The sequence below is a fragment of the Oscillospiraceae bacterium genome (assembly GCA_022483045.1).
GTDB lineage: Bacteria > Bacillota > Clostridia > Oscillospirales > Acutalibacteraceae > Caproicibacterium.
On sequence record JAKVOA010000001.1, the window covers coordinates 1,314,509 to 1,340,086 of the forward strand.

Sequence of the window (25,578 nt, forward strand, 5' to 3'; positions counted from 1 at the left end):
CGCGACGTTACCGTTTATGCTATCTTTACACGAAAGAGGTGACCGCATGAAAACCGTAAATGAAGTACATAAACTGACCGGCGTGAGTATACGCATGCTGCAGTATTATGACACGATTGGGCTTCTGCGCCCAACACAGTACACAGACGCGGGCTACCGGCTGTATGACGATGCAGCGCTGGCGCGTCTTGGCCAAATTCTGCTGTTCCGTGAACTGGAATTTCCGCTAAAGGAAATTAAGCAGATTTTAGACAGCCCGAATTTTGACCGAAAGCTGGCTGTCGAGCAGCAGCTTACTTTGCTGCAGCTTAAAAAAGAACACCTGGAAAACCTGATCACCTTTACGCGTGGATTAAAAGCGATGGGAGATAAAGCAATGGATTTTTCAGCTTTCACTACAGAAAAAATGGATGCTTACAAAAAACAGGCGAAAGAGAAATGGGGCAGTACGGCAGCCTACAAACAATTTGAGAGCAAAAGCAAAGGGAGGTCCTCAGAAACGGAAAATGCTATGGGTGCGGGCCTAATGCTTTTCTTCCAGGAATTTGGGAAGCTAAAGGGCTCCCTCCCCTCTTCTCCTGCAGCACAGGCACAGGTGCAAAAGCTACAAAGCTATATTACCGAAAACTATTACGACTGCACTACAGAAATGCTTTCTGGCCTAGGACAAATGTACGCCTGCAGCGGCGCATTTACCGACAGTATTGACCAAGCCGGCGGTGCAGGCACCGCTGCTTTTACAGCAGAAGCAATTTGCTTTTATTGCAAAAGCAACTAAAATTTAATTTTCACTATTTTTGATACAAATGTTTTTCTTTTGACCTTGCCCACAACTTCCTGCATCTCTTATAAAACAAAAGACAGGCCTTCTGCTGCAGTTTCATTTTGCGGCAGAAGGCCTGCTCTTTATTGGTTTCTATATTATATTATTTGTACCTGCTACACAAATGCGTATACATTGCGCGCAGAGCTTCATTAAGCGTCTGACCGGGAATAAGCGTTCTTCATCTGGCTGCTCAGCTCAAAAAGGACCTTGCCCAAAGTATCCGCAGTTTCTTCTTTCAGCATATCTGCAATTTTCTGATTGCCCTCTTCCCGCAGAGCCGCGCGCTTTGCGCTGTCTGTTTCCTGCCGAAGCTTGTCATCGTATTGGTCAATCAGCGCATTTCCTTTGGACTGCACAGCAAGTTGATAGCGCTCAATATGGAACACAGATTTTCCGTAAGACGCATCTGCCATGGCAGCAATCATACGGCTGCACCAGTAGAAATTGTCAGTTGAAACCTCTTGCGTGGTATTGGCAAGGTATGCCGGTGTCGTATGTATATTCGCATAGAAAGGCACCATTGTGTTGAAGGCATTGGAAGCAAAGGCAAGCCACTCAACTGCACAGAACTCTGCCGGAACGTCCGGACGCAGCTGAATCAAAGCGACAAAGTCGTTGCGGTTAATGCCGATTGGGCGAAAGATGCCTTTCTGCTCGGGGCTGCCGTGGCCCTCATAGGGGTCGTACGGCGTTCCCTGATAATGCGAAGACAGCGCGTACTTCACGTCCTCCGGTGCAATCTTCTTTTCCGGTACCATGCACCAGGGCAAGTCATCGGAAAACGGTGTGAACTCTGCATTCGGGCCATCCCACACTTTGGTGCGGGGATTAAAATACCGCAGCATAAACCAGGCACGCGGCGTATTGTATACATGGTCCGCATCATCGTGGCTGCCGAAAGCATCGCGTGGATTCAGTCTGCCGTCCTGTGATAAATCCAAATGGTTTTTTTCAATGAACTGCCCCAAATCCGCAGAACACATGTAGTTTTTCTTTTCCGTAAGCGCATCTTCCAAGTCAAATTGGTCGATTCCCAGCTGGTTTGGCATGACAACATAAACATCGTCCGGCACTTTTCTGGCAATCCAGTGATGACCGCCGATGGTTTCCAGCCACCAGATTTCATTGATATCCTGAAAAGCAATGCCGTTCATCTCATAGGTGCCGTACTTTTCGAGCAGACCGCCCAGTCTTTCGACGCCCTCACGGGCACTGTGAATATATGGAAGCACAATATAAACGATGTCTTCTTCGCCGATGCCGCCCACTGTTTCATGCTGCCCGCTCTGCGCCGGCTGATACTCTACCAGCGGATCCGCTCCCAGTACTCTGGAATTTGAAGTAATAGTTTCTGTAGCAGTCATGCCAACGTTTTCTTCATTTACACCGCTGGCCGCCCAAATGCCCTCGCCCTCGACGGCATTTGGCACTGCTGTAAAGCGCATGGGGTTCTGCGGCAGTTTTATCTCTACATGAGAAAGTACAGATTTATAAACTGCAGGCTGTTCTTCAGGAGAAATGGTTACAAACTTTTTTGAGGTAAAATGGCCCGAGCCAGAGTCATCATTTCGTGCAATCATAGTGGAACCATCATAGGAAGCTTTTTTCCCGACTAAAATCGTTGTACAAGCCATAAGTACGCCTCGTTACACAGAAGTAGTAGTGTTTAAAGCCCCTCTCCAAGGGCTGTGCTGTTTTGCTGTTCTTTTATGTACTATTTCGTTTATATTCTATCATATTGCGGTTCCTTTTTCCATACAGTCGCGGGAACGCAGGCCGCTCTCCCCTGCTGCCAAACCGCTGCACCTGCCCAAAATTTCAGCAGCGAACTTAAAAGACACTTTCATTCTATCTGTCTGTATACTTCAGCAATTTCGTGTTTCGCTTTGTTTCAGACACAGGACTTTATCATTTTTTGCCATGCGGCGTTTCAGCCATCCACCCTTATAATAATACACAACAAACATCAGGGACGCCAAAACCCATGACAACGGATAACTGAACTCCACAGAAGCCACCGTGTGATATATTGGCTCCGCCAGCACAAGCCAGAGGATGCGCAGTCCGCACACGCCAAAGCAAGTGATTGCCGTCGGCACAGCCACATCGCCACACCCGCGCAAAGTGCCGGAAAAAATCTCAATGCAAATATAAGTGATGTACACCGGCACCAAGAAGTGCATCATCTGCACGCCCTGCGCAACCACGGCACTGTCCTGTGTAAACAGGCGAAACAGAAAGCTGCTGGCAGGATATAAGCAAGCGCTGATGACAAGGGTAATTGCCGCCGAAATGCCAAGGCAAGTGATTGTTCCTTTTTTAACCCGGTCATACTGCCCAGCACCAAAGTTCTGCCCCGCAAAAGTCGTAACGGAAAGTCCCAATGAATTGATTGTCATCCAAAAAAGAAAATCAATTTTTCCATAGACGCTCCATGCCGCCACAACGGTCGTGCCAAAACCATTGATGCTGCTCTGAATAACAATATTGCTAATGCTGTAAAGAGAACTTTGCAGTGCGGTAGGCAGACCAATACGGAATATGCTCCGCAGGATGCTGCCCTCCAAGTGTATTTTCCGCAGGGATAGTCCCCACGGAATATCAGAAGCCGCCATCAGACAGCGCACGGTCAGCAAAGCGCTCACCACTTCGCTGATGACCGTTGCTGCTGCCGCACCGGCCACTCCCCAGCGAAAAACTGCAACAAAAAGCAAATCCAGAGCAATATTCACCAATGATGCAACTATCAAAAAATGCAGTGGGCGGCGGGAATCTCCCACTGCTCGCAAAATACTGGTACCCATATTGTAAATCATCTGGGGAATCATGCCAAGAAAATAAATTTGCAGATACAGGGCAGCTGTATCCAGAATGTCCGCCGGCGTGCCCATCAGCTGAAGAGACGGACGGGAAATCAGCAGCCCCAGCACTGTCAGGATACCGCCACCAAGTAGCGCCATAGCAAAGGAAGTGTGCACCTGACGGTTGACAAGTTCTCTGTCATCTGCACCGTAGCTTTGAGAAATGACCACACTGCCGCCGCTGCACAGTCCGGTGAAAAAGCCAACCAGCAGCTGCACAAAAGGTCCGGTTGCCCCGACAGCAGCCAGCGCATTTGTACCAACAAAGTTTCCCACAACCAGGGCATCTACTGTATTGTAAAGCTGTTGAAAAAAGGTGCCTAACCAAATTGGTAAGAAAAACAAAAGCAGTTCCCGGGGAATACTGCCCGTCAGAAAATTGTTTTCCGCATGAAGTCTCCTCATGAAAAGTCCTTTCTGTTTCTGCCGCTTTTACGGAAAGAAACTGCATCTGCATAAAAAAGCGAGCCGCAGGGCTTTGTCTGCCCCCGCAGTCCGCTTGCTGCTCTATCATATATTTTTACAGTCGGGCCAAAAACAAAACGTGCCTGCCACAGTCAGCTGCCCAAACCTTCAGCTGCAGTTTCCGTCTATTCTGCAAAGACGAACGAAACTTGATTATTATAGCAGGCAGACCGCAGAAAAGCAAGCTGACCCGATATTCCCTTTACAGCATTGAGCTGGCAGGCTGTCATTACTGCATAAAAGGGAAAACGGAAGAGCTGCACCGAAGTGCAGCTCTTCCGTTTTGTTTTGGTGGAGGAGAATGGATTTGAACCATTGAAGCCGAAGCAGCAGATTTACAGTCTGTCCCCTTTGACCACTCGGGAACTCCTCCATATAGCAGCTGTACGCTGCATTTTGCCGATCAGACTGGAGCTGGCAATAGGACTCGAACCTACGACCTGCTGATTACAAATTATGTATTCCAATACTTCTTCTTTTTTTGTTTTAAAAATTTACGCAGTACGACAAATTGTCGCACTCTGAAAGGAGTGATTTCTGTGACAAAAAAGGCTAAACTTTTTTCCATCCGCCTTGTGATTGCTTGCAATCCCCACCAAAACCACTTTTTAAGGAGTTGAATCCATATGGAAAAATTACCCGGTTTCACGTTAAAGCTTGCCCAGCAGATAGCAAAAAAATATTTCGGGACTGCCACTGGATTGCAGTTGGATCATAATACGAAAGCTGCACCGCCGCACTATCGGCGCTACAAAATGCAGATTAGGCAGTTGCAAGTTAGCATTTGCTATACACCAACCAGCAGCGATTACAGCCCGCTGGCACGCAAGTACATACAGTTGCGCACATATCTGTCAAACGGTGGGGTCAGCACGTTTGGCAACAACATCGAACACAACAACATCGAACAATACATAAATCCTATTACATTGGAAGAAGCATATGATGCCGAATATGACGAGTGGAAGTTTGACTCGTCTTTATATGATACAGGTGATCTTTGATGATTAAAATACGTTTAACCGGCTTGCTGCAAGAACTGCCGAGGGAACTGGAACGCTTAAAAGAAAACCACATCATTTTGTGCGCATCAAAGCCGGAACATAATCGCAACAGTAAATACTTCCGGTTATATCTTGATGTAGAAGGCATTAAGCCAGAAAAAGGCGCTCCGCGCGAAAAGCAATAAGTGTGACAAATTGTCACACTCAATGAAAAAAAGACAACTAAAAGTCTGTGGCTGCTACAGCAGCCCCCATTGAAAAGGAGTTTTATATTATGCACATTATTTCTGTCGCAATCGAAAAAGGCGGCGTCGGCAAAACCACAACCGCGCTGAACATCGGTGCTGGCCTGCAAACGCTTGGCAAGCACGTCCTCCTGGTTGACCTTGACCAGCAGGGACATTTGTCCCGGTGGCTGGGTTATCAGCCGGACGGAAAACCTACTGTGTCAGAACTGATTTACCAGGAAGTGTCCGGCATCTGCTCGAATGATGATTCTCAGTTTATCCGGCACAGCAACCGGGAACAACTGGACTACATTCCTGCCAACAAAATGTTGGGCGGCATCTATGCGGTACTTGGCAATGATGGGCAGAGCAATACCGTGCTTGACCGCATTTTTTGCCGTCCTTTTTTTGCACAGTTTGATTACATACTGTTTGACTGTCCGACGGCTGTTGATAATCTGCTTGTCAGCAATGCCCTGAAATGCAGCGATAAATTGTTGTTGCCGGTGCAGGCCGAAAAGTTTGCGTATGACTGCATCCCACAAATGTTGCAAAGGTACATGGCAATCAAGCAGACGCAGGACGTTAAGCCATACCTGGCCGGAATGCTCGTCACTATGTACAGCCGCCAGACAAAAATGAGTAACGAGGTTTTCACGGCTTTAAAAGAAAGCTACGGAAACCTCGTTTTTGCTGAACCTGTCCCGATGTTGCAGGAAGCAAGGAACTCCACTGATGATGACAGCACCTTGTGTGGCAGTCTGGTTCGCCGCAAGAGCAGCCGCGTCGGGCAGGCGTATCTTGCCGCGGCCAAAAAAATTGCGGGTGATGCAGAATGAAGACACAAAAAATGCCGACATTGGAACAGGCGTTGGCCGGATCACTTTACGGATCGGGTACTCAAACCCCGGATACGCAGATTGTGGAGCTGGAACCTGCCGAACTGGTGGAGATCATCAACCAGCCGTTTCGGGCATATGACTCGGACAAATTGTCGCAGTTGGCCGAAAGCATCAAAGAAAGCGGACAGCAGCAGCCCTGCATTGTCCGAAAAAAAGATGGAAAATACATCATTCTGGCTGGCCGTAACCGTAAACGCGCGTGTGAACTTGCTGGCGTTAAAGTAAAGTGCATTGTCCGTGAATGCAACGATGCCGAGGCGGATCTCATTTTAACGGACACAAACCTGTATCAGCGGCACGAATTGCTGCCGTCGGAATTGGCATATGCCTATAAAATGCAAAAGGCTGCCTATGAGGCCAAAGGTGAGCGCAAAAGCACTGCTGCGATTGCTGATACTTACGGCGAAACAATTAAAACCATCCAGCGCTACATCAAGTTGGCAGATTTGAATCATAGTCTGCTGACCTTTGTGGATGCTGGCCGTATTCCGATAACGGCAGGCATTTTGCTGACAGATACAAAATATTCTGACAATCAGCAGCGCCTGGCGGAATATTTGAAAAAGTTTTCAAAGCAGAAGGTATCTTTACAGCAAGCAGAGGATCTGCTAAAGCTTGAAGAACAGCATGATTTCTATTCTGATATTCTGTACGATTTCTTTGCCGGAAAAATCGACCTTAGCCCTGCAAAGGAGAAACCAAAGCCTCCAAAGTGGTGGTCTCCCGCCGATGATGAGAAAAAAACAAAAGAAGCCTTATCTGCAAAGCTAAATAGTAACAGTAAAAAAGCTGAAGAACCAATCGCGCTTGCTGACACCCCAAAAGTTACAAGCTACCAGCGCTTAACGCATGAGCGCTGTAACGGGATAAAGGCTGATTACTGGAGTGCTGCCAGTAAAGAAGAACTGGTACAGCGCCTTGCTGAGTTTGAGAATGCCTATTCAAATGGGCCTGCAAAATAAAGAAAATGTGTTGTGCGAAGAAGCTGGTTTTTGCGGTGGAAAAGCATCCGCAAAACCTACTACTGAAGTTGCTGAAGCTGCCGAAAGCGCAACAGGCTCATATGTAGATGAAACAGGTGAAATTATTGATGATGACCTGCCATTTTGAAAATCAAGGAGGAAATTAACAGAAACAGAAGAATAAGCGAGAAAAACAAAGATAATAAAAATGGAGTCGGAACACAACATCTTGTGGTCTGGCTCTTTTTCTATCTGCGGGGAAAAATTTGCATAATCTACGATAACCGCCGAAAATGGCAGTTGACTTTTATAAAGTCAATAGGCGGTATCTCATTATACAAAATACTTATTAAGCCTAATTAGGAGAGAAAAAAATGAGGAACATGCGCTATCGTCTCTCGGAGACAGTACAGGAACATTTTCTGCGTCTGCCATACGCCTTATACGCGGATAAAAAATATCAGGAATTGTCTAACGACGCCCGTGTCATTTACTCGCTGTTACTTGACCGCCTCACACTGTCAATTAAGAACGAGTGGACAAATGATAGCGGCGAAGTTTACCTAATCTATCCACGGGAAGCAGTCGCGGAACGGCTGCGTATGTCTCGAAAGAAAGTTATTGCGGCAATGAAAGAATTGCGCGACGTTGATCTTATCCAGGAAGAACGCCAGGGGCGCGGAATTCCAAACCGTATTTTTGTGCTGCATACACAGTTGTCCAAATCCGATGCAGCGACGTTTGAAACAGACATGCAGGAAACACCAGAATACGACACAGGAATTGGAGAAAGTGCGGATTTTTCAAAGAGTTCCGAAATAGCACTTCAAGAAGTTTCAAAAAAGGACTTCAAGGAGTCCCAAAACGGCACTTCTAGAAGTTCCGAAACAGCACTTCAAGAAGTCCCAAAAACGGACTTCAAGAAGTCCCAAAAACGGACTTCAAGAAGTCCCAAAACGGCACTTCAAGAAGTCCCAAAACGGCACCCTATCTATACTGATATTAACCAGACTGATATTAACCAGACTGAGGGAAGGAAAAGGATTGCGCCGTCGCTAGAAAATCCTCCTCCTTCTCTGATTCAAAAAGCATTATCATCTTTTTCAGCTGAGTGTCCTTCTCTTACTCAGCCGCTTCCGCTGCCACAATGGCCTGAAAAGCAGCTTTCCACTACGAAGCAGCAGCTAACACAGCTTGCTGGCATGGGTTACGACTTGCATCCCCTTTTTTTCAAAGCGGAAGCAAGTGACTTTCTCACCGGTCGTGCGGCCGGATATGATGGACAGACATTTATCGCAACTTTCAGCTGGGTAACACGCCCGGATAACGCATTTAAAATCATGTCCGGCATTTACGATAACCGCACTTTTCCTGCTGAAAAAGGCAGACCTTCTTTTGACCTTGATGCCTACGAGCGTGACAGCCTAGCAAAGTTTACAGGTGCCGAAGTGGAATGATGAACCCGCCGAAACCGGCGTGCTTACGAACGATACAAACGCTGGCGGAATATTCCGCCTTGGTGTCCGCTTTCGGACAAGGAACGCAAAAATTTTGAAAAATTTGTTTTACCAAAGTTGGAGGTAAGTAAAAATGACATCACAAGAAATTCTGGAAACTCTGGACAGTAAGCAAGACCCAGCGGCGCACGAAGCGGCCACACTGATTCGTGCGTTACTTAAAATGATTCCTTCTTCGCCAATAATGCCGCTCGGCGAAATTCGTAAGATCGATAATCTTGGGCGCATCGTTATTCCGAAAGGTTACAGGGTAATCAGTGGATGGACAGAAGGAACACTTATGGAATATTTTCACATGGGAGAATTCATTTGCGCCAAAAAGTATTCTGTTGAGAAAAGAAAATGACAGAGGTAATTATAGAAATCTCGTTTATAGCGTTTTCTTTCCTGCTGGCACCGGGAATCGGGAATTATTTGTTAGAAAAGGCTATGGAGTTCAAATAATTGTACAGAGATTTGTATAAAATAAAAGTAAAGTATTTACAATCAATCACAAACAAAGTAAAATAAGGAAAAGATTTAAGGGAGGACACTATGAAAACTCTGAAAAAAATACTCTTTGCAGCAGTGCTTTCGGCAGCGGTTGCTGCGGGTATGACGGCAACAGCGATTGCAAGCGAATCGCCCGCCCCCCAGAGCGCCGACGCCACTACATCAGTTTTGTGCGACACCGATTGCAAATATGCAAAGGTGCAGGGTGAGGAATATACTTATCGTTTCGAGGTAAATGGCCCGCAGGGCCAGCGGGTAGCGATTTATCCGACCAATACATCCGTTATGCAGCCGGTGCGTTATCGGTGGACAGTGGAAAATGGTCATGATGTCTGCTACTACACAGTCCGATTCACGGATAAAATCGGCGGCCAAGCAGCTATTTACACACGCCTGCCCGGAGAGGACAATGTAAACCACGGCATGGCGACCGTCAGACCGGCCAGCGTCAAGAGCGATACCGACTACTCGTTTAATCTTCTGCGTGGCGCAACGTACACCTATCGCTTTGAAGTAGATGGCCCAAAGAGCTTGAGCCTTGCCGTCTATCCTACTGACACATCTACTCTACAGCCCGTCAAATGGCGCAAAACCGTAGAAAACAATCATGCAGTACTTTATTACACAGTACAGGCAACAGAAAACATCAATGGACAAGCAGCCATCTACACACGCCTGCCCGGACAGCACAATGTAAATCACGGCATGGCGACCGTCAGACCGGCCAGCTTGACCGGTTGCGACACAAAGGAAGTAACGCTGCTGGAAGGACGCAATTATACCTTGCTGTACAAAACAAACAGCCGCGATCGCGTCGTTTCCGGCACTGATATTCCGTGGGGATCCTTTAAATTTGCAGATGACGGTATCGCAAAAATCACGGATGAAAGCACAACTCGAAACGGTGACTTAACCCTGACGATTGAAGCACAGAAAGAGGGCAGCACAACGCTGACCGCAACGGATCAAAACGGAACTGCTTATACAAGCAAAGTCAACATTGAACCTATGAAGGTGGCCGCCTGCGACACAAACGGTTTGTCTGTCTGTGAGGACGGAAGCCAGAGCTACACCTATCGCTTTATTATGAACGGTGGCAATTTGCCGGTAACACCTGATTTTTCCATGGCAAATGATAACGCGGTCATTACCAATGTTTCAGAAGGCTCTTACGGTGGAAATGATGCTTATTTTGTCACAGTAAAAGGCCAGACCGCCGGAGCAGATACGCTGACTGCATCCACAAATGGTACGCTGAACATGACACGCCCCATCACCGTTGTGCCGGTGACAATCAACGCTGACAACCTACCGGGCAGTATCGTGGCAGGAACCTCCCGCGAAACTGGCGTAACAATCAATACAAAATTAGATACCCCTCTTACTGTCACAGTGTCTGACTCCAGTATTCTTACGGCAGATGCTGCTGCATCTGATTTCCACAATGGCTATAACAGCATTCGACTTCGCGCGCTGGAAACCGGTACGGCAACCGTCACACTGACCGCTAAAAACAGCACCGTGACAAAGGAAATCACCGTAAAGCCTGTAACGTTCACAGCCAATGCGACTGATATATCTGTCGCCAAAGGAAAGTCTTACACTTACACGTTCAAAATGAACGCCCAGGGCGTTGCGCATCCATCTTGCTCCATCAGCGACACCAGCATTGCAACAATTACCGACATTCGGAAGGTATCCACGTCCGGAAACGACGTTTGGCATGTATCTGTGAAGGGTACGAATATTGGCAGCACAACACTGACCGCAAAGACAAGCGGCACAACGTACACCAGTAAGATTTCTGTGTTTGATGCAAACGAAAAAGCGCTCATTGATGCAGTCGAAGCGAAAGGGTACAAATACAACCCGCAGCTGGACGACAAGACCGGCAGCAAACACCACACCGTACCGACATCACCAATCATTACGAATGACGATGTTACTCCCAACTTAACAAAGAGCGTAAATACACTTGTAGCCCGAATGCACTACTTCGGTACAAAAGAGTTTGGCATCCACTGGAGCGGAGAAGCCTCTTATTTGGCTGAGTATACAACAAGCTGGTTCACCTATCAGGCAACGCCGAAGGCAAATATCGAAACAGACTGGTCTAGCGCAAGTCATGCTCTTTGGTATGATAACAATCCGGATTTCGGTTGGAGCTCAGATGATACAACACGGGAGACAATCGGCTGTAACCCATATGCGGAACAGCGTGCCGAGGAAATCACCGGCATTGATGTTGGGGAACTTATCAATACTAGTGCCGTTAACAGAGGCGTAAGAGACAATAATAACCGTTTGTGTGAACTCTGGTCTGACGCAAAAGCTGAATATGAAAGCCGCGGCTTAAAGATTGGAACGGTGCCAAAGAAAAACTCGATTATCGTTTGTACTAGTACAAACAGTTCTGGTGTACAGTTCGTTTATCACTTTGCCTATGTGGAAGACACCGATCCTACAAACTCAATCGAAGACAAATTTTCAATCAAATACAAAGATTCAGAAGGTGGATGGGATGGTGATAATGCTTTCCGCAATGGTGTAATCAATAATTCCTCATACGGTTCTGGCGAATTCTACATCTATCTAGGTGAATAGGTGCGACAAATTGTCGCAGTAAACTGAGCGCCCTCAATATTGAGGGCGCTTTTCTTTGGTTCGACTCCGGGCTACCGGGTCTTTTATGTGAAATTAGTCTGAATAGACTAATTTCTGCATACCGTTTGTGGGTATAATGATTATATGCCGAAAAAAATTTACCTCATAGGTCAAAATAATATTGACTGTTCCATATACAAAGCGTATAATATTATTAACCTAAGAGGTAAATGAGGCGGTGCGTATTGGAAGTCCGATATAAAAGCAATCAACTAGAACGTGTATGTACTAACGCAGATATTGCTCAGTATAAATATGGTCCTCAAATGGCTGAAAAAATATCTCAAAGAATTGTAGAACTTGCGGCTGCCGATTCCGTACAGACACTTTTAAAGTTTGGTGTGGGCAGATGTCATCCATTGAAAGGTGATAGAAAGCTTCAATATGCAATGGATTTAGTTCAACCGTTTCGATTGGTCTTTGAAGTTAAGAATGGCAGTGTTTACCTTGCAAAGGTTATGGAGATTGTAGATTACCATTGATAGTCAAGCAGTCGTTAAGGAGGAATGACAAATGTTACGTAGCAAGAGCACGATTGCTGTACCGCCAGGTGCTACAATTCGGGAGCAGCTCGAAAATCGTGGCATCAGTCAGAAGGAATTTGCTATAAGAATGGGCATGACTGAAAAACATATAAGCAATCTCATTAATGGGAAAGTTGAACTTACACCCAATGTTGCTTTACGCTTAGAAACTGTTCTCGGACTTCCAGCAAGCTTTTGGAATAACCTTGAAGCAATTTACCAAGAAAAAATTGCTCGAGTTAATGCTGAACTTTCAGTTGAACAAGATGAAGAAATTGCCAAACAATTTCCTTATTCGACTATGGCAAAATGGAAGTGGGTTTCTGTAACTAGAAAAGTCGAAGAAAGGGTAATCAATCTCAGAAAATTCTTTGAAGTCGCAGAACTAGGATTACTTGAAAACTTAAAAATGCCTGGTATCGCATATAGAAAATGCAATTCTAGCCAAAAAAGCGATTATGCTTTGGCAGCTTGGGCACAAGAAGCACGTTTGGAAGCTCGAAAAATTCAGGTAGAGCCAATCAATATTGCAAGACTTGAAAAAGAAATTCCTACAATAAGGTCTATGACTGTGAAGGATCCAACTGAGTTTTGCAATGAACTAAGACATACATTATCAGGATGTGGCGTAGCTATTATTTTTTTGCCACATATCAGTGGATCTTTTCTTCATGGCGCTTCTTTTTTGGATGACGGTCACATTGTTTTAGGACTGACGGTAAGAGAAAAATATGCGGATAGCTTTTGGTTTAGTTTATTCCATGAACTTTGCCATATCATAAAAGGCCATATATATTCCCCAGAGCCAACTACACCGGAACAAGAGGCAGAAGCAAACGCATTCGCCAGAGATACGTTAATATCTCCTAAAGCATATCAGTCATTTATTGCACAAGGCCGTTTTGATGAAGGTACAATTGCAGCTTTTGCTAATGCTGTAGGAATTGATGCCGGAATTGTACTTGGAAGATTACAAAAGGATAATATTGTCCCGTATAGTTATTTTAATCATCTTAAAAAGAAATATAAAATTGTATAAGCAGGATATTCAGCAGCCTTAACCGGCTGCTATTTTTATACCAAAAAAGGAGCTGATAGCGTGGAAGCTGTAGCGCCGCATACAGAAGTGCGACAAATTGTCGCAGTAAAGATCAGCACCAGAGCGTAAAGCCCTGGCGCTTTTTTGTATGAAGGGAGTCTATGAAATGATTCACAACCGTTCCCCTACCTGATTTTCCGAAAAACGTTCGCCGTCAATATACAAGGAGGTACAAAAAATTGAGAAAACAGTTGAGCAAAAAACTTGGTTCGATTGTTTTGGCTGCCGCATTAGCCTTTTCAACGACCCCACTTTCGGCAAGTGCGTCCAGTGGTGGCAGTACGGGGCAGACAGTAAAAGATGAGATGCAGAGCATCAGCCCTCTCTTTTATGCAAACGTGCAGTCAAACAATAACGGAAACAGCGCCGCATCCTCTGCATCGACAGCGCCAAAGCTTTTCACAGCAAAGAAAATTTTGAGAACAGACGCAAAAAAAGCAGTCATTACACCCGGCACAAAATACAAATACCAGAGCTGGAGCACTTGCACTTTTAACGTCAGTTATGGCGGCAGTCAGATAGGATTTTGTCTCAACCCGGACATGAACACAACGTCCGGTGAATACCCCGTAAAAACCATTCCGAAATCCAGCGCAGATGATCAGACAATGTACGCCGCATATCTGCTCAGCCCATATGGCGCATTGAAAAACTATGCGCCAAATGGCAATACGACGACCGGGCAGCAGGCATGGGACAAATATGCCTTTGCAACCAGCCCGAACACACAGGCAGTACACAACGTTTGCACAACACATGTACTGCTGTCTTACCTCTATTCGCCAGCCGGCACAAAGGGCATTTCCGGCGAATCTATTACAAACGTCAAAAAATTGAAGGCATGGGTCGAAGACGCAAAATCTGATGCCACCGTGCAGGCGTACATCAAAGCGTCTACAACCACATTGTATGTTGCCAGCGGCAAGAATCAGGGAGAGCAGGACATCCTTTGGGGCACAAGCCAGCAGATTTCCAGCAGCTTCAGTCTTGCAAAAGATAATTGGGATGGCACGCAGTTTTTGGATGGGGCTACATTTGCAATTACAGACGCTGCCGGAAAATCCATGGGAAATGGAAAGGCAGTGAGCACAGGCCATTTTCAGTGGAACAACCTTGACATCACAAAAGACTATTTTGTTGAGGAAACTGCCGCTCCGTCCGGCTATAACAAAATGACAGGAAAGCAGCAGATCCGCTATACCAGTAATGGCCGATTTGAATTTGTCACTCCGGTAAAAAAGGGCGGCGATTCCAACGGCTACACGACGAATCCTACTTCCAATGTTTATTGCACTTGGTACAATAAACCGACAACGCCAAAATATTACCCCGGCACAATTGTCATTCACAAAACGAATGAAAACGGTCAGCAGGATCTCGCCGGTGCAGAGTTCACACTGTACAAGGCGGACAAAACAACAGTCAACAAAGTCTTGACAACTGATGCTGAAGGAATAATGAAAGACGATAAGCTTACAGCTGGCACTTATTATCTCAAAGAAACCAAGGCGCCAGCGGGGTATACAGCGTATGCCGACTGGATCGAGGTCAATGTACCGGAAAACGGCACCGCGACCGCAACCTATCCGGTCACTGGGAAAGTTGAAAACGCAAATGGACAGATTGTTGTACATGACAAGCTGACGCCGATTGATGTACATAAATATGTGCAGCACATCGGCAACCAGGATCACACCGCCAATATCGCGGAAAAAGAAACCTGGATTGTCTCTCCGCAGGTGCCGGAAGATATTGCAACAAGCAAGCGCTATACCATTACCGATCCCATTGACTCCCGCCTCACCTACAACGCTGGCCAGACAATTACCGTAAAGCCCGCTCAGGCGTCTGGAGAGCCGCTGACAGACACGTCCAAAACGCTGGCAAAGGATGATTACACTGTCACAGAGCCGTCTACGGCAAACCAGCAGACTCTGACGGTTGACTTTACCACCGCAGGCCGCAAAAGACTTGCGGAATACGGCGCAAAGCGTGTGTTCATTTCCTTCACGACACAAATCAACAATACCGTTATCAAGGACAGCCTGGGTACGGATATTCCGAACCAGGCGCAGCTGCATTTCACAAACCAATACGACGAAATGCAAGAGCCAAAAACCGAAATCCCGGAAGTCCATACCGGCGCGGTAAAGCTGACAAAGTTTGGCACAAACAGTGCAAAGCTCGCTGGCGCGGAATTTGAAATCTTTGCGTCTGAAGCTGATGCAAAGAATGGCAAAAATCCGATTGCTGTGACAGATGTGTCCGGCAAGCGGGTAACGAAGGTTACTACCGACAAAGATGGCGCGGCTTATTTTTACGGTCTTGCCTATGGCCCAAAAGCGACACTGTCTGAACAGGTCGGTACACAGCAGGGCGTGGATGCAAAGGCCAGCGACAAGACCAATTCCACGACTTATATCATAAAAGAGGTCAAGGCCCCGGCTGGCTATCAGGTCAATGCAAATGCTCTCGCTGCTAAAGTATCTGGCACCGATAAGGCCGCAACGGTAACTGTAAACATGACAGATACCGCAACGCCTGTGACGCCGAATACACCGGTTACCTCAGTGCCAAAAACAGGTGACAGCACAAATATTGTGCTGCTGTTGATGGTCATCGCCGCGTCTGGCTTTGGGCTTTTCGCAACGCTCAAAAAAAAGCTAGCAAAATAATCTAGTCTGATTTTCGACCACGGGCATAAGGGGAGCTTTATGCCCGTTCCGAAGATCAGATTTTTGACTTTTTTTGGGGGGGTGATTCCGATGGACTAGTTGCTGCGACAAATTGTCGCACATCATTATTTTTTTTAGGAGCTGAGAACATGATTTATACAACAGAAGAACAGGAGAGCCTACGCAAAATATCCGATTATTCGCCGCAGGAGCAGGAACAGATTTTAAAAAATTCCGCTGCCACTGCCGAGGACGAATCGAGTCGTCTGTATTTTAAGTGGCTGTTTGCAAAAGTCTTCACGCAGCATCATTGCAATAAGAGGGAAAGGCAATAGGAGGAAAAAATGAGTATTTATCCAGGAGAAACGGTATGGAAGCATCCGGCCGAGATTATCGGCAAAATTGACGGTGCTGTCGTCTTGGCCGACGATGACGACAAACTCTTTCTCTACCCGTTTGATACAGATTGTGAAGATTTTAATCAAGTTGGTTTGGCCATGGATGTTGAAAAAGACAAGCTCATCCCGGCAGAGAAAGCTGAAAGTCCGCTGAAGGAACGGCTGATTACTTTTTTAAGGGGGAAAATAACACATGGCTTGGGAAAGTAAGTTTTCGCCAGGGGAACGAACCAATTACAAGAAACAGCAGATCAAAGAACTGAAAGATACACTCAACAAAGCTCTACAATCCTACCAGCAACATCCTGAACAGATTGCGGAGCTTCTTTCATTCCGATCAAAATTTTATAATTATTCGCTGCGCAATGCAGAACTCATTCAAAAGCAAAACAATGGTGCAACCTTTGTTGCCTCTTTTAACGACTGGAAGGAAAAAGGGTTCACGGTCAATAAGGGACAGCATGGGATAAAAATATTTGTTCCGACACTTTTATCTGTATTCAAGGCTTTGGATGAAAATGGGAATGAGTATTTGAAGCGCGTAACGCAGGCAACTCCGGCGGAAAAAACGAAAATCGCCGCCGGAGAAATTAAGACTCGCCAGCAAATATATTATAAGATTGGCTCGGTGTTTGATATTTCGCAGACCAGTTGTCCGGTGGAGGAATACCCAAAATTCTACAGTATGGGATACGCCTCAGAGCAGCACGCTGCTCTGTACAATGCTGTGAAAAAGTTTGCGGCAGGTAGCGGTCTTTCCGTTTTAGAAGGAGATGTCAAGTCCATTTCCCTGCGCGGCTTCTACATGCCAAATGAAAATGCAATTACCATCAGCGACAAACTCAATGACTCCGAAAAGCTTTCTACATTGACGCACGAACTTGGCCACGCCATTATGGCTCTGAATTTTAGCGACAAAGAGTTTGCTGCTAATATGCACATCAGGGAATTTGAAGCGGATGCCATCAGTATCGCGCTGCAAAGTGCCGTTGGCCTCTCCCTGACAACCAGCCGCATCAACCATTTCAAAGAGCACTATGGGGCTTGCGCGAAACTCGGTGATGAATTTCACCTTGAGCAATGTCTCGGGGAGATTGATACCGCCTTTCGGGGTATGTATCAGAAGCTATCCCCCTATCTGGAGGAAGTGCGACAAATTGTCGCACCTGTGCAGAACAGCGAAACCAAAGCGCAGCCACAAACGGAAGCAACGGAGAAATTGCACAAGCCTGCGCCTGGCGATATTCTGGGCAGGCTGTTTAGCAGAACCGCTTCTTCCCCCTCGCAGGAGGAAGATAACACTCAGGACTCCATCATCAAAGAAAAAGTAGCGGAAAAGCAGGTGCAGCAGGAAGAATCCAGAGAGGCGCAGGCCGCTGCCGCTGTTGGTGCTGCCGCGGCAGTTGCCGCTTCCATGGTTCCTAAAGGCAGGATCCGCGACGCGCTGATTGCCGCTGGTGTTGACAAAGCCCTGGCAGATGCTGCTGCTTTGTCAGCCCAAAAGACGCTGCTGCAGGCGCAGCCCGCAACCTGTATTTTGTATCAGATTGCAAATGAAAAGTCCGCCGAGTTTGGGAAGTCACTGCTTAGCCTTGAGAAAAGCGACCTTGGTGTGCGGCAAAGGAACTACAAAGTCGTCTATACCGCAGAACTCGCGGCAGGGGAAACACTAGACGCGCTGTATGCCAGGCTCAACCTGGATACGCCGGAGGACTTCAAGGTCCGGCCCATTGGCATTGGCGACGTCATCACGGTGGAGCGCGGCGGTGAAAAACAAGCCTTCTTTTTGGATACGGACGGGTTCCAGGAGGTGCCGGAGTTCCTCACAAAAATACCGAATCATTCCCTATCTGAGCGCATTGACGAAGTTCTTGCGGGCAAAACAGAACGCGCTAGTGACATTTATGTCTGTGATACACCAAAAGTGCTGATGGACTATGCCGGTATGAAGCAGCTGCCTATGTTTTTAAGCCAAAGTCATTTGAAGAAAATTGTCAGTTCCAATGGACATGCGATTAACCCAAAGCAGGTAAAGTCGCTTGAATTTTTACTTAGAAATCCGGTCATTGTGATGGATTCCATGACTGTTCCGGGAAGCAAAGTTGTGGTGACAGAAGAAAAAGACGCCAGCAACCGCCCAATTGTTGTTGCCATTAAACCGGATGGCCATGGGCGTTATGAGCTATCACAAATGAGCAGTAACTTTATTACCAGTATGTACGGAAGAAATGATTTCCTTTCATTTGATGAAAGCGGTAAGATTTCTCCTGATTGCTTCCTTGGCAGAGCAGTATCGCAGCATAAAATCATCTGCGTAGACAAAGAAAAGAGCCATGAACTTAAAAAGAGCCATGAACTTATAGGGGAAGCCGGGCTACAATTGCCCGGGGCCTTTATAAGTCATGACTCATTTATACCTAGTATATCCAAAAATGAGCCAAATGTCAATACTTCGGAGCCTTCAGACAGAGAAAATTTTTCCGGTTCTGAAGGCAATGAAGTACGACAAAACGTCGCATCTGCTTCCCCGCAGGAAACCGAAAAAGAGGTCATCGGGGCCCCCACAGGGCCGAATAACCAGGAGGCGGCCTATTATCGGGAGCAGCGAAAAAAGGAACAGCAGAGGCGCGAAGAACTGGATTACCTGAAAAGCCGCGTCAACATTTTGGACCTGGCAAGCGACCTCGGCTATACCGTAATCAAAAACGGCACGCATCATGTCTTAAAGGAACATCCATCCTGCACGTTTTACCAGGAGAACGGCAGCAATTCTTTCTACCGCTTTTCCCGTGGGTACGGCGGCAGTACCATTGATTTTGTGCTGCACATGAATGAGGACGATAATCTGAATCTTTCTCTGCACACCACCCGTGACGCGATTGAATACCTCAAAAACCGCTACATGTGGAACCGTACAGAAGCGGCTCAGAGATCTTCGGCGACGCCCGTCAAAAGGCAAAGTGAAGCAGAAGAAAGGAAGCCTTTTATTCTGCCACAGCGTGCAGAGGGCCAGGCAAAGCATATGTTTGCTTATTTAACGAAGACCAGAGCCATTGACCGTGAGATCCTACAAGACTGCGTAAAGCGCGGCCTTTGCTATGAAGATACGTCGCACAATTCCGTCTTTGTCGGCAAAGACAAGGACGGCAAGGATGTCTTTGCAACCCGCCACACCAGCATGAGCGACAGCAGCTGGAAGCGGGATGTCGCGGGAAGCGACGAATCCTGCGGCTGGTATGTCAACAACAATGCCCACCGTCTCTACGTCACTGAAGCGCCGATCGATGCGCTGTCTATGATGACGCTGCTGAAACAGAATGGACAGGACCTCGATTCTGCCAACTATCTTGCCACCACGGGGACGGGAAAACTCAGCGTGCTCTATAAGCGTCTGGAAGAAGACCCGGAAATCCATACGGTGGTACTCGCATTTGACAATGACAACGCCGGAAGTTTTGCCACAGGGTACGCAAGCGAAGAGATCAAGCGCTCTTATCCGGATAAGGAAATAAAAATCTATCCCATTCCCGCCGGAAAGGATGTGAATGCGTATTTACAGCAAAAGACAAAGACGGTTGCACCAGATCTTAAGAAGCGCGACCGTATACCGAACCCCGGCAAGCCGCCAGCGGAGAGAACTGCCGCGCTCTCTCCAGAATTTTAACAGGAGGAATGAAAGATGAGCAAAAAGACGAAAGGTGAACCTGATGCCGCCGCAGTGAGGCTGATTGACCAGTACCTGCAAAATCAGCAATCTTCTTACGCCGATTGGCAAAAAAAATGGGAGGAAAAAGAGAAAAAGCTGGAGGAGATGAAAAAGGAAGAATTTAATTCCCTGTTTCGTGCGGCGGTGCTGCCGTATGCTGACGAGTTTCTGCTCCTGTTGCAGGACGACGTAAAAGCGGGCGAATCCCATTTGGCCAGTCAAGCAAATTGACTGGCCTCAATTATTTTAAAGGAGTTTTGACAATGAAAGAAAACAAATCTGCACTTACCTACCGGCAGCGCCGGCACCGGGTCACTGCCCTTGCCATTCCGTTTATCATTGCAATCGTATCCAGCATGATGTGCCTGTTTTGTTTTGCTGCTGTGGATACTTCGGGGATCAACGCCACACTGAATAACATTACTCTGGTTGTCCAGGCGATTGGAGGCGGCATGGCGATTGTCTGCATCGTCTGGATCGGCATCAAATACATGACCGGCGGGCGCGAGGGGATGTTAGATGCAAAGAAGCAGACCGTGTGTCTCGTTGTTGGTCTCATCTGTGTCTGCTCAGCTCCGGCAATTAAGTCTCTGATCGTCAGCATGAGCGGTTTCCACTGAGAACATATAAGCATTTTGACTTTGGGCTTAACGAGAAGGGCCTGCCACGCGGCAAGCCCTTTTATTAAACCCAAAGTCATAAGGAGTGATATTTTGAAACGAAAAAACTTGAATCCCAAAGAGAAGTTCCGGTTTCGTATGCAGCGCTTTCTCTCCCGCCGCCCGGTTGTCATCGCCGCCAGCGTCCTTCATGGCCTCCTCTGGTTTATACTGATGAATTTTGGAATACAGTTCCTTTACGGCGCGACGGAATGTGTCCGAACCAGGCGATTCCTCTTTTCTGCTCCGAATCCGTTCTGTCTGACGGCGCGGCTGTGGTGGATATATCTGATCGGTGGCGCTGTCATCGCGGCTTTTTCCGTAAAATTTGGTTTTCACATGATTTATTCCTATGAACCGCTTGCAGATTCTGACGCCAAAGGTGGACAACGCTGGACAACTATACGTGAACTAAAAGAGCAATACCGCTCTATTCCGGAATGCTGTACGCCGCAGCAAGCGCAAATTTCATCCGTTGAGTATGAGGGTGATATTGACGGAAAAGGAGGGGTTCCCATCAGTCGTGTGGGGAAAAGAATCTTTATTGATGACGGCGCGGTCAACAACTTGATTATTGGCATGACACGCAGCGGCAAAGGCGAAACCTTCGTTTTTCCCACGATTGATATTTTTAGCCGTCCGCGCCTGCTCGCAGACAAAGCAAGTTTAATTCTTTCCGACCCAAAGGGAGAGCTGGCCGCAACTGCAAGCGATACCCTGCGCCGCCGTGGGTACGACGTCTATGTCTTTAACCTCAAGCCACCGATGGACGGCCTGTCCTATAACCCGCTGGAGCTGATAAAGCAAACTTATATCTCGTATCTTGAGAAAAAGGAGGCTGCTACAGGACTGCCGGATGGGCCAGAAAAGGCCGCGCTGATTATCAAGGCAGACGCGGAAAGCGGCGCTGCGGAGACCTACGCAAAGTCCTTAGCTTACATTATTAATTTTGATCCGAACGCAAAGGAAAAAATTTGGCAAGAATGGAGTACGTCCATTACGACCGCCGCAATCCTGGCTATTGTGTGTGACTGCTGCGAATCCGCACGACGCTGCCAGCAAACCGGCGACGAAGCAGGCGCGCAGCGGTGGTATAACCGTATCACGATGTACTCGGTTGCGCGATTCATCGTCGATTACTGCAAACCGGATCCGGACAATCCCAACGCAGTACCTGCTTTGGATAAAATTATTATGTCAAAAGAATGGGCTGCAAAATACCAGTACAGCCCGGTCAACGCTGCTGATAACCGCACAAAAGGCAACATCACAGCAGAGACAATGGCAAAATTGAATCAGCTTCTGCTAACCCCGATTGCGAAACTTACCGCAAAGAATGACCTAAGCTTTGAAAATATAGGCTTTGGGGAAAAGCCAGTTGCCCTCTTTTTGGTTACGCCAGACAGCGACCACAGCAACGATTTTATTCTCTCCATGTTTATCACACAGCTCTATCAGGCGCTTTGCAGGAGAGCCGATGAAATGCCGGGAAACCGGTGCGCCCGGGAAGTCCGGTTTGAACTGGACGAGTTCGGCAACATCCCCCCTATCCCTCACATGGAAACGATGATTACCGTCTGCCTTGGCCGGAACATCCGCTTTGACCTCATTATCCAGTCCTACGCGCAGCTGGAAACGCTCTACGGAAAGGCCGCCGCCGAAACGATTATCGGGAACTGCGGCAACCAGTATTTTTTAAAGTCCGGCGATACCGATACCGCGAAGAAATTTTCCGCCATGGTGGGCAACCACACAATCGCCGTCAATTCCCGCTACGGGTCCCCGCTGGACATGCACAAGAGTATGCAGGAATCCACCGATGCGAAGCCACTTATCAATGAAAATGACCTGCAAAAGCTGGTCCTTGGGGAAAACGTCATTGTCCGCTTTATGCATCAGGTGGATTTAAAAGGCAGGCCTATCAACCAATACCCGATTTTCAACTACGCAAAAACCCGCATGAAACCCAGGTATCAGTACCTTTCTCACACTTTTCCGGCAGGAAAGTCCTTCTCGGACCTGAATCTGATTACTTCGTGCACGCATATCGACGTCAACCTGGCCACGCTTGCCTATACCCCGGGAATTCTGTTCGAGGATACCACCGGAAATAGAGCGGCTACACAAACAGAGCCGACCGCTGACGAAGAACGGCAATATGAAGACCACACGAACGATCCCCTCCTTGCTTGCCTGGATGGAAAAGCAAGAACCTATCTGGTGGATATTATAAAGACAACTGCCGCGTTTACTGATGCCCAAACCGAGGAACTCCCCGCGATGACTATAACACAGTTTGAGACGGCGTTACAGGAATCGCTAAAAAATGGCCGCATCAGAAACAGCGTTTACGAGGAACTGTGGAGCACCGCAAACAAAGCGGTGATTTTGAACAATGAGAAAGGAGCAGACGAACCATGAGCAAAAACAGTTTCCAGAAACTGGACAGCCCGCTTCAAAGGCACCGCTCGACTTGCCTTCCGAAGACGCTGTCGGTCGCTTGTACCACCGCTTTGGTTGCCTATACATTGATTCTTCCGGCTTTTGCAAAGAGCACCGAAGTTGCGCTCAATCAGGGTGAGACAAACGAGACGGTCATCATCAGGTGGATAGACGCGGCGCATTTGCCGCGAAGCAATGTAGGCTCCTACATCTTCCGTATCATCGGCTGGACCTTAATTAAGGCCCTGCGGATGCTGGTAAACGGTGTACAGAGTGTTGTTACTAAAATCACCGGCAATATGGGGAACCTCTTTGGCAGCGCAAACGATCCATCCACCTGGGGAAAAGGCGTCTTCTCCGGCACCTATCAGACCATTATCCTTGTTTTTCTCGGCCTGCTTGCAGTGGTAATTGGCTACATCGGCATCACCTATATGCTGAAGCCGCAGAAGATTGGTACGCTTGCGCGGAACATCGCGATTGGCATTGTCCTGGCCGTGAGTCTGCCGTTTTTTGTAGGCGGCGGTTTCCACCTGACGAATCAGTTTATTTCTGCGATTCCCGGCAGCAGAACCCCAATTGGAGATCAGCTGCTCATGACAAATGTCTATGATGTTCTAAATCTAGACAACGCGGATACGCTCAACCAGATCGCGGCTGATCCCGCTACATTTTCTTCTTTAGGGAAGCTGGGCCAACTGAAAGCTGCGGGAGAACTGGCACCCATTAACAGGACAAAAAGCGCTACAGAAAAAGAGAACTTTTTTAATCAGGTTGACATTACAGAGACGGTCGGCCTGGCCGGATGGTGGGGGAATGACGCCACTACAGAAGACGGCTTTTGGAACAACCGTGTGGTGAGGGACAAAAACGGTAACGAGTCCCTCCAGGCGTTGAGTGATGGCCGCATCGGAAACGACGGCAAGTCCGGAAATATCCTCGGCAACCAGTATTACCGCTACGATGTTGACTGGGCGATACTGTTTGTCTCGCTCATTGCCATGTCCTTTGCCCTTGTGCTCTGCGGTATTAAGCTAGTGCGCCTGATCTTTGAACTCTCTGTAAAGCAGCTTCTGGGCCAGATTCTGGCCTTCCTGGATATTCACACAATGCAGCGCCTGAAAAAGTGTCTGTACAGCATTTTAGGAACGCTTGCATCCATCTTCGGCATTTCCCTGATGCTGCAACTTTACGTTGCGGCACAGAGCCAGATAGCCACCTGGTCAGGGACGGGCAGCGCCTTTGGGAATGTATTTGCGAATATTATTATTCAGATTGCCCTCGCCTGGATGGTGATCGACGGCCCGGACATTTTTGAGCGTATCTTTGGAATTGACATCGGCGTAAAAAGCGCTTTGGGGACCATGTATGGGCTGCAATCTGCCGGGCGCGCGGTGGGCGCGGTCGGAAAATCAATTTTCGGCGCCCGGACTCCAGACGGCAGCGGACGTGTTGGCGGCCTGTTCGGCCAGCATGGTGTTTCGGATAAGGTCTCCGGCGCAGTGAGCACAGCCGCCGGAGCAGCCGGTGCCGCTGGCGGATTTGCGGCGGGAGCGGTTGCCGGGAGCCGCGCGGGTATTCCACACAATGGCAATGGAGGCGGAGACGCTCCTGCCGCTCAGAGTGCCGCCACCGCCACAGATTCCAATCAGAGTGCCAACAGCGCTGAAAAAAAGGCACGTAAAGATTTTCAGTCAGCGACCGCACACAGAGAATCCCCGCAAACCGGCTTTGCGGTTGCCGGGAGCCGCGCGGGTATTCCACACAATGGCAATGGAGGCGTCGCGGCAGGCAATGGAGGCGGAGACGCTCCTGCAACCGGCTTTGCCGACGCCCAAAAGAACGTGCATCAGGCGAAGAATGGCGGCGCTGTTCCAGACAATGCAGAGGACGGCCCGGCCACCGTGGAAAGCGCGGATGAGAAACCGGATCGGTTTGCGACAGACGACTTTGCCGCGGCGGAATATGAGAGGCAACAAATGCGGGGCTATGGAGAGACAACCGGTGAATACCTGCACAGCCGGGCCGCCAACGCACAAAAAGCGTTTCTCAACAGCCGCTTTGCGAAACCTGCCAGGATGACAAAGCGCGCCTATAACCTCGCTAAAAATTCCGCCATCAATCACCGAGTTGATAAATCCTAGGAGGTATTTCC

Annotated in this window: 21 protein-coding genes and 1 tRNA gene; 19 read left to right on the forward strand and 3 right to left on the reverse strand. The window is 47.8% G+C overall.

Annotated elements, in window-relative coordinates:
• Positions 1 to 46: 46 nt before the first annotated feature.
• Complete coding sequence (locus LKE53_06345; protein ID MCH3972364.1) at positions 47 to 778, forward strand: MerR family transcriptional regulator; 732 nt, start codon at positions 47 to 49, stop codon at positions 776 to 778.
• A 197-nt stretch (positions 779 to 975) separates the two neighbouring features.
• Here LKE53_06345 and LKE53_06350 read toward each other — a convergent pair whose 3' ends face one another.
• The 3 genes from LKE53_06350 to LKE53_06360 form a co-directional block, all read right to left on the reverse strand.
• Positions 976 to 2,460: a C69 family dipeptidase gene (locus LKE53_06350; protein MCH3972365.1), complete on the reverse strand. Its 1,485-nt coding sequence runs from the start codon at positions 2,458 to 2,460 to the stop codon at positions 976 to 978.
• Positions 2,461 to 2,691: 231 nt separating this feature from the next.
• Positions 2,692 to 4,092, reverse strand: a complete 1,401-nt coding sequence (locus LKE53_06355) for an MATE family efflux transporter (GenBank protein MCH3972366.1) — start codon at positions 4,090 to 4,092, stop codon at positions 2,692 to 2,694.
• A gap of 349 nt (positions 4,093 to 4,441) precedes the next feature.
• Positions 4,442 to 4,525: transfer RNA gene (locus tag LKE53_06360), tRNA-Tyr, on the reverse strand.
• A gap of 253 nt (positions 4,526 to 4,778) precedes the next feature.
• On the opposite strand from LKE53_06360, the gene LKE53_06365 reads away from it, so the two are divergent.
• The 18 genes from LKE53_06365 to LKE53_06450 all read left to right on the forward strand — a co-directional run bounded on the left by LKE53_06365 (position 4,779) and on the right by LKE53_06450 (position 25,567).
• The gene (locus LKE53_06365) at positions 4,779 to 5,156 is read left to right on the forward strand and encodes a hypothetical protein (protein ID MCH3972367.1); all 378 of its coding nucleotides are present in this window, start codon (positions 4,779 to 4,781) and stop codon (positions 5,154 to 5,156) included.
• Positions 5,156 to 5,341 (forward strand): hypothetical protein, encoded by a 186-nt coding sequence (locus LKE53_06370; GenBank protein MCH3972368.1) that lies wholly within the window; start codon positions 5,156 to 5,158, stop codon positions 5,339 to 5,341. Before LKE53_06365 ends, LKE53_06370 begins: the two co-directional genes overlap by 1 nt.
• 89 nt (positions 5,342 to 5,430) lie before the next feature.
• Complete coding sequence (locus LKE53_06375) at positions 5,431 to 6,222, forward strand: ParA family protein (protein MCH3972369.1); 792 nt, start codon at positions 5,431 to 5,433, stop codon at positions 6,220 to 6,222.
• On the forward strand, positions 6,219 to 7,247 hold the full coding sequence (locus LKE53_06380; protein MCH3972370.1) for a ParB/RepB/Spo0J family partition protein: 1,029 nt from the start codon (positions 6,219 to 6,221) through the stop codon (positions 7,245 to 7,247). The genes LKE53_06375 and LKE53_06380 overlap by 4 nt, the downstream gene beginning before the upstream one ends.
• Entirely contained in the window at positions 7,219 to 7,395 is a 177-nt protein-coding gene (locus tag LKE53_06385) for a hypothetical protein (GenBank protein MCH3972371.1), read from the forward strand. The genes LKE53_06380 and LKE53_06385 overlap by 29 nt, the downstream gene beginning before the upstream one ends.
• Before the next feature lie 226 nt (positions 7,396 to 7,621).
• Positions 7,622 to 8,704 carry a replication initiator protein A gene (locus LKE53_06390; protein ID MCH3972372.1) on the forward strand — a complete coding sequence of 361 codons (1,083 nt, stop codon included), beginning with the start codon at positions 7,622 to 7,624 and terminating at the stop codon, positions 8,702 to 8,704.
• Between the two features lie 133 nt (positions 8,705 to 8,837).
• Positions 8,838 to 9,110 (forward strand): AbrB/MazE/SpoVT family DNA-binding domain-containing protein, encoded by a 273-nt coding sequence (locus tag LKE53_06395; protein ID MCH3972373.1) that lies wholly within the window; start codon positions 8,838 to 8,840, stop codon positions 9,108 to 9,110.
• 188 nt (positions 9,111 to 9,298) lie between these two features.
• Positions 9,299 to 11,860, forward strand: a complete 2,562-nt coding sequence (locus tag LKE53_06400) for a hypothetical protein (GenBank protein MCH3972374.1) — start codon at positions 9,299 to 9,301, stop codon at positions 11,858 to 11,860.
• Between the two features lie 245 nt (positions 11,861 to 12,105).
• Complete coding sequence (locus tag LKE53_06405; protein ID MCH3972375.1) at positions 12,106 to 12,402, forward strand: type II toxin-antitoxin system RelE/ParE family toxin; 297 nt, start codon at positions 12,106 to 12,108, stop codon at positions 12,400 to 12,402.
• Between the two features lie 31 nt (positions 12,403 to 12,433).
• Positions 12,434 to 13,483 (forward strand): helix-turn-helix domain-containing protein, encoded by a 1,050-nt coding sequence (locus LKE53_06410; GenBank protein ID MCH3972376.1) that lies wholly within the window; start codon positions 12,434 to 12,436, stop codon positions 13,481 to 13,483.
• Positions 13,484 to 13,722: 239 nt separating this feature from the next.
• Complete coding sequence (locus LKE53_06415; GenBank protein ID MCH3972377.1) at positions 13,723 to 16,218, forward strand: SpaH/EbpB family LPXTG-anchored major pilin; 2,496 nt, start codon at positions 13,723 to 13,725, stop codon at positions 16,216 to 16,218.
• A gap of 149 nt (positions 16,219 to 16,367) precedes the next feature.
• On the forward strand, positions 16,368 to 16,553 hold the full coding sequence (locus tag LKE53_06420) for a hypothetical protein (protein ID MCH3972378.1): 186 nt from the start codon (positions 16,368 to 16,370) through the stop codon (positions 16,551 to 16,553).
• Between the two features lie 9 nt (positions 16,554 to 16,562).
• Entirely contained in the window at positions 16,563 to 16,826 is a 264-nt protein-coding gene (locus LKE53_06425; GenBank protein ID MCH3972379.1) for a hypothetical protein, read from the forward strand.
• Positions 16,810 to 20,280 carry a YodL domain-containing protein gene (locus LKE53_06430; protein ID MCH3972380.1) on the forward strand — a complete coding sequence of 1,157 codons (3,471 nt, stop codon included), beginning with the start codon at positions 16,810 to 16,812 and terminating at the stop codon, positions 20,278 to 20,280. Before LKE53_06425 ends, LKE53_06430 begins: the two co-directional genes overlap by 17 nt.
• A gap of 15 nt (positions 20,281 to 20,295) precedes the next feature.
• Entirely contained in the window at positions 20,296 to 20,553 is a 258-nt protein-coding gene (locus LKE53_06435) for a hypothetical protein (GenBank protein MCH3972381.1), read from the forward strand.
• A 32-nt stretch (positions 20,554 to 20,585) separates the two neighbouring features.
• The gene (locus LKE53_06440) at positions 20,586 to 20,942 is read left to right on the forward strand and encodes a pilin (protein ID MCH3972382.1); all 357 of its coding nucleotides are present in this window, start codon (positions 20,586 to 20,588) and stop codon (positions 20,940 to 20,942) included.
• 93 nt (positions 20,943 to 21,035) lie between these two features.
• Complete coding sequence (locus LKE53_06445) at positions 21,036 to 23,402, forward strand: type IV secretory system conjugative DNA transfer family protein (protein ID MCH3972383.1); 2,367 nt, start codon at positions 21,036 to 21,038, stop codon at positions 23,400 to 23,402.
• Positions 23,399 to 25,567 carry a hypothetical protein gene (locus LKE53_06450; protein MCH3972384.1) on the forward strand — a complete coding sequence of 723 codons (2,169 nt, stop codon included), beginning with the start codon at positions 23,399 to 23,401 and terminating at the stop codon, positions 25,565 to 25,567. Before LKE53_06445 ends, LKE53_06450 begins: the two co-directional genes overlap by 4 nt.
• Positions 25,568 to 25,578: the final 11 nt, after the last annotated feature.

Bases quoted from the DNA above. Each gene is read 5' to 3' on its own strand.
- LKE53_06345 (MCH3972364.1), top strand. From the start codon at position 47: ATGAAAACCGTAAATGAAGTACATAAACTGACCGGCGTGAGTATACGC.
- LKE53_06350 (MCH3972365.1), bottom strand. From the start codon at position 2,460: ATGGCTTGTACAACGATTTTAGTCGGGAAAAAAGCTTCCTATGATGGT.
- LKE53_06355 (MCH3972366.1), bottom strand. From the start codon at position 4,092: ATGAGGAGACTTCATGCGGAAAACAATTTTCTGACGGGCAGTATTCCC.
- LKE53_06365 (MCH3972367.1), top strand. From the start codon at position 4,779: ATGGAAAAATTACCCGGTTTCACGTTAAAGCTTGCCCAGCAGATAGCA.
- LKE53_06370 (MCH3972368.1), top strand. From the start codon at position 5,156: ATGATTAAAATACGTTTAACCGGCTTGCTGCAAGAACTGCCGAGGGAA.
- LKE53_06375 (MCH3972369.1), top strand. From the start codon at position 5,431: ATGCACATTATTTCTGTCGCAATCGAAAAAGGCGGCGTCGGCAAAACC.
- LKE53_06380 (MCH3972370.1), top strand. From the start codon at position 6,219: ATGAAGACACAAAAAATGCCGACATTGGAACAGGCGTTGGCCGGATCA.
- LKE53_06385 (MCH3972371.1), top strand. From the start codon at position 7,219: ATGCCTATTCAAATGGGCCTGCAAAATAAAGAAAATGTGTTGTGCGAA.
- LKE53_06390 (MCH3972372.1), top strand. From the start codon at position 7,622: ATGAGGAACATGCGCTATCGTCTCTCGGAGACAGTACAGGAACATTTT.
- LKE53_06395 (MCH3972373.1), top strand. From the start codon at position 8,838: ATGACATCACAAGAAATTCTGGAAACTCTGGACAGTAAGCAAGACCCA.
- LKE53_06400 (MCH3972374.1), top strand. From the start codon at position 9,299: ATGAAAACTCTGAAAAAAATACTCTTTGCAGCAGTGCTTTCGGCAGCG.
- LKE53_06410 (MCH3972376.1), top strand. From the start codon at position 12,434: ATGTTACGTAGCAAGAGCACGATTGCTGTACCGCCAGGTGCTACAATT.
- LKE53_06420 (MCH3972378.1), top strand. From the start codon at position 16,368: ATGATTTATACAACAGAAGAACAGGAGAGCCTACGCAAAATATCCGAT.
- LKE53_06425 (MCH3972379.1), top strand. From the start codon at position 16,563: ATGAGTATTTATCCAGGAGAAACGGTATGGAAGCATCCGGCCGAGATT.
- LKE53_06430 (MCH3972380.1), top strand. From the start codon at position 16,810: ATGGCTTGGGAAAGTAAGTTTTCGCCAGGGGAACGAACCAATTACAAG.
- LKE53_06435 (MCH3972381.1), top strand. From the start codon at position 20,296: ATGAGCAAAAAGACGAAAGGTGAACCTGATGCCGCCGCAGTGAGGCTG.
- LKE53_06440 (MCH3972382.1), top strand. From the start codon at position 20,586: ATGAAAGAAAACAAATCTGCACTTACCTACCGGCAGCGCCGGCACCGG.
- LKE53_06450 (MCH3972384.1), top strand. From the start codon at position 23,399: ATGAGCAAAAACAGTTTCCAGAAACTGGACAGCCCGCTTCAAAGGCAC.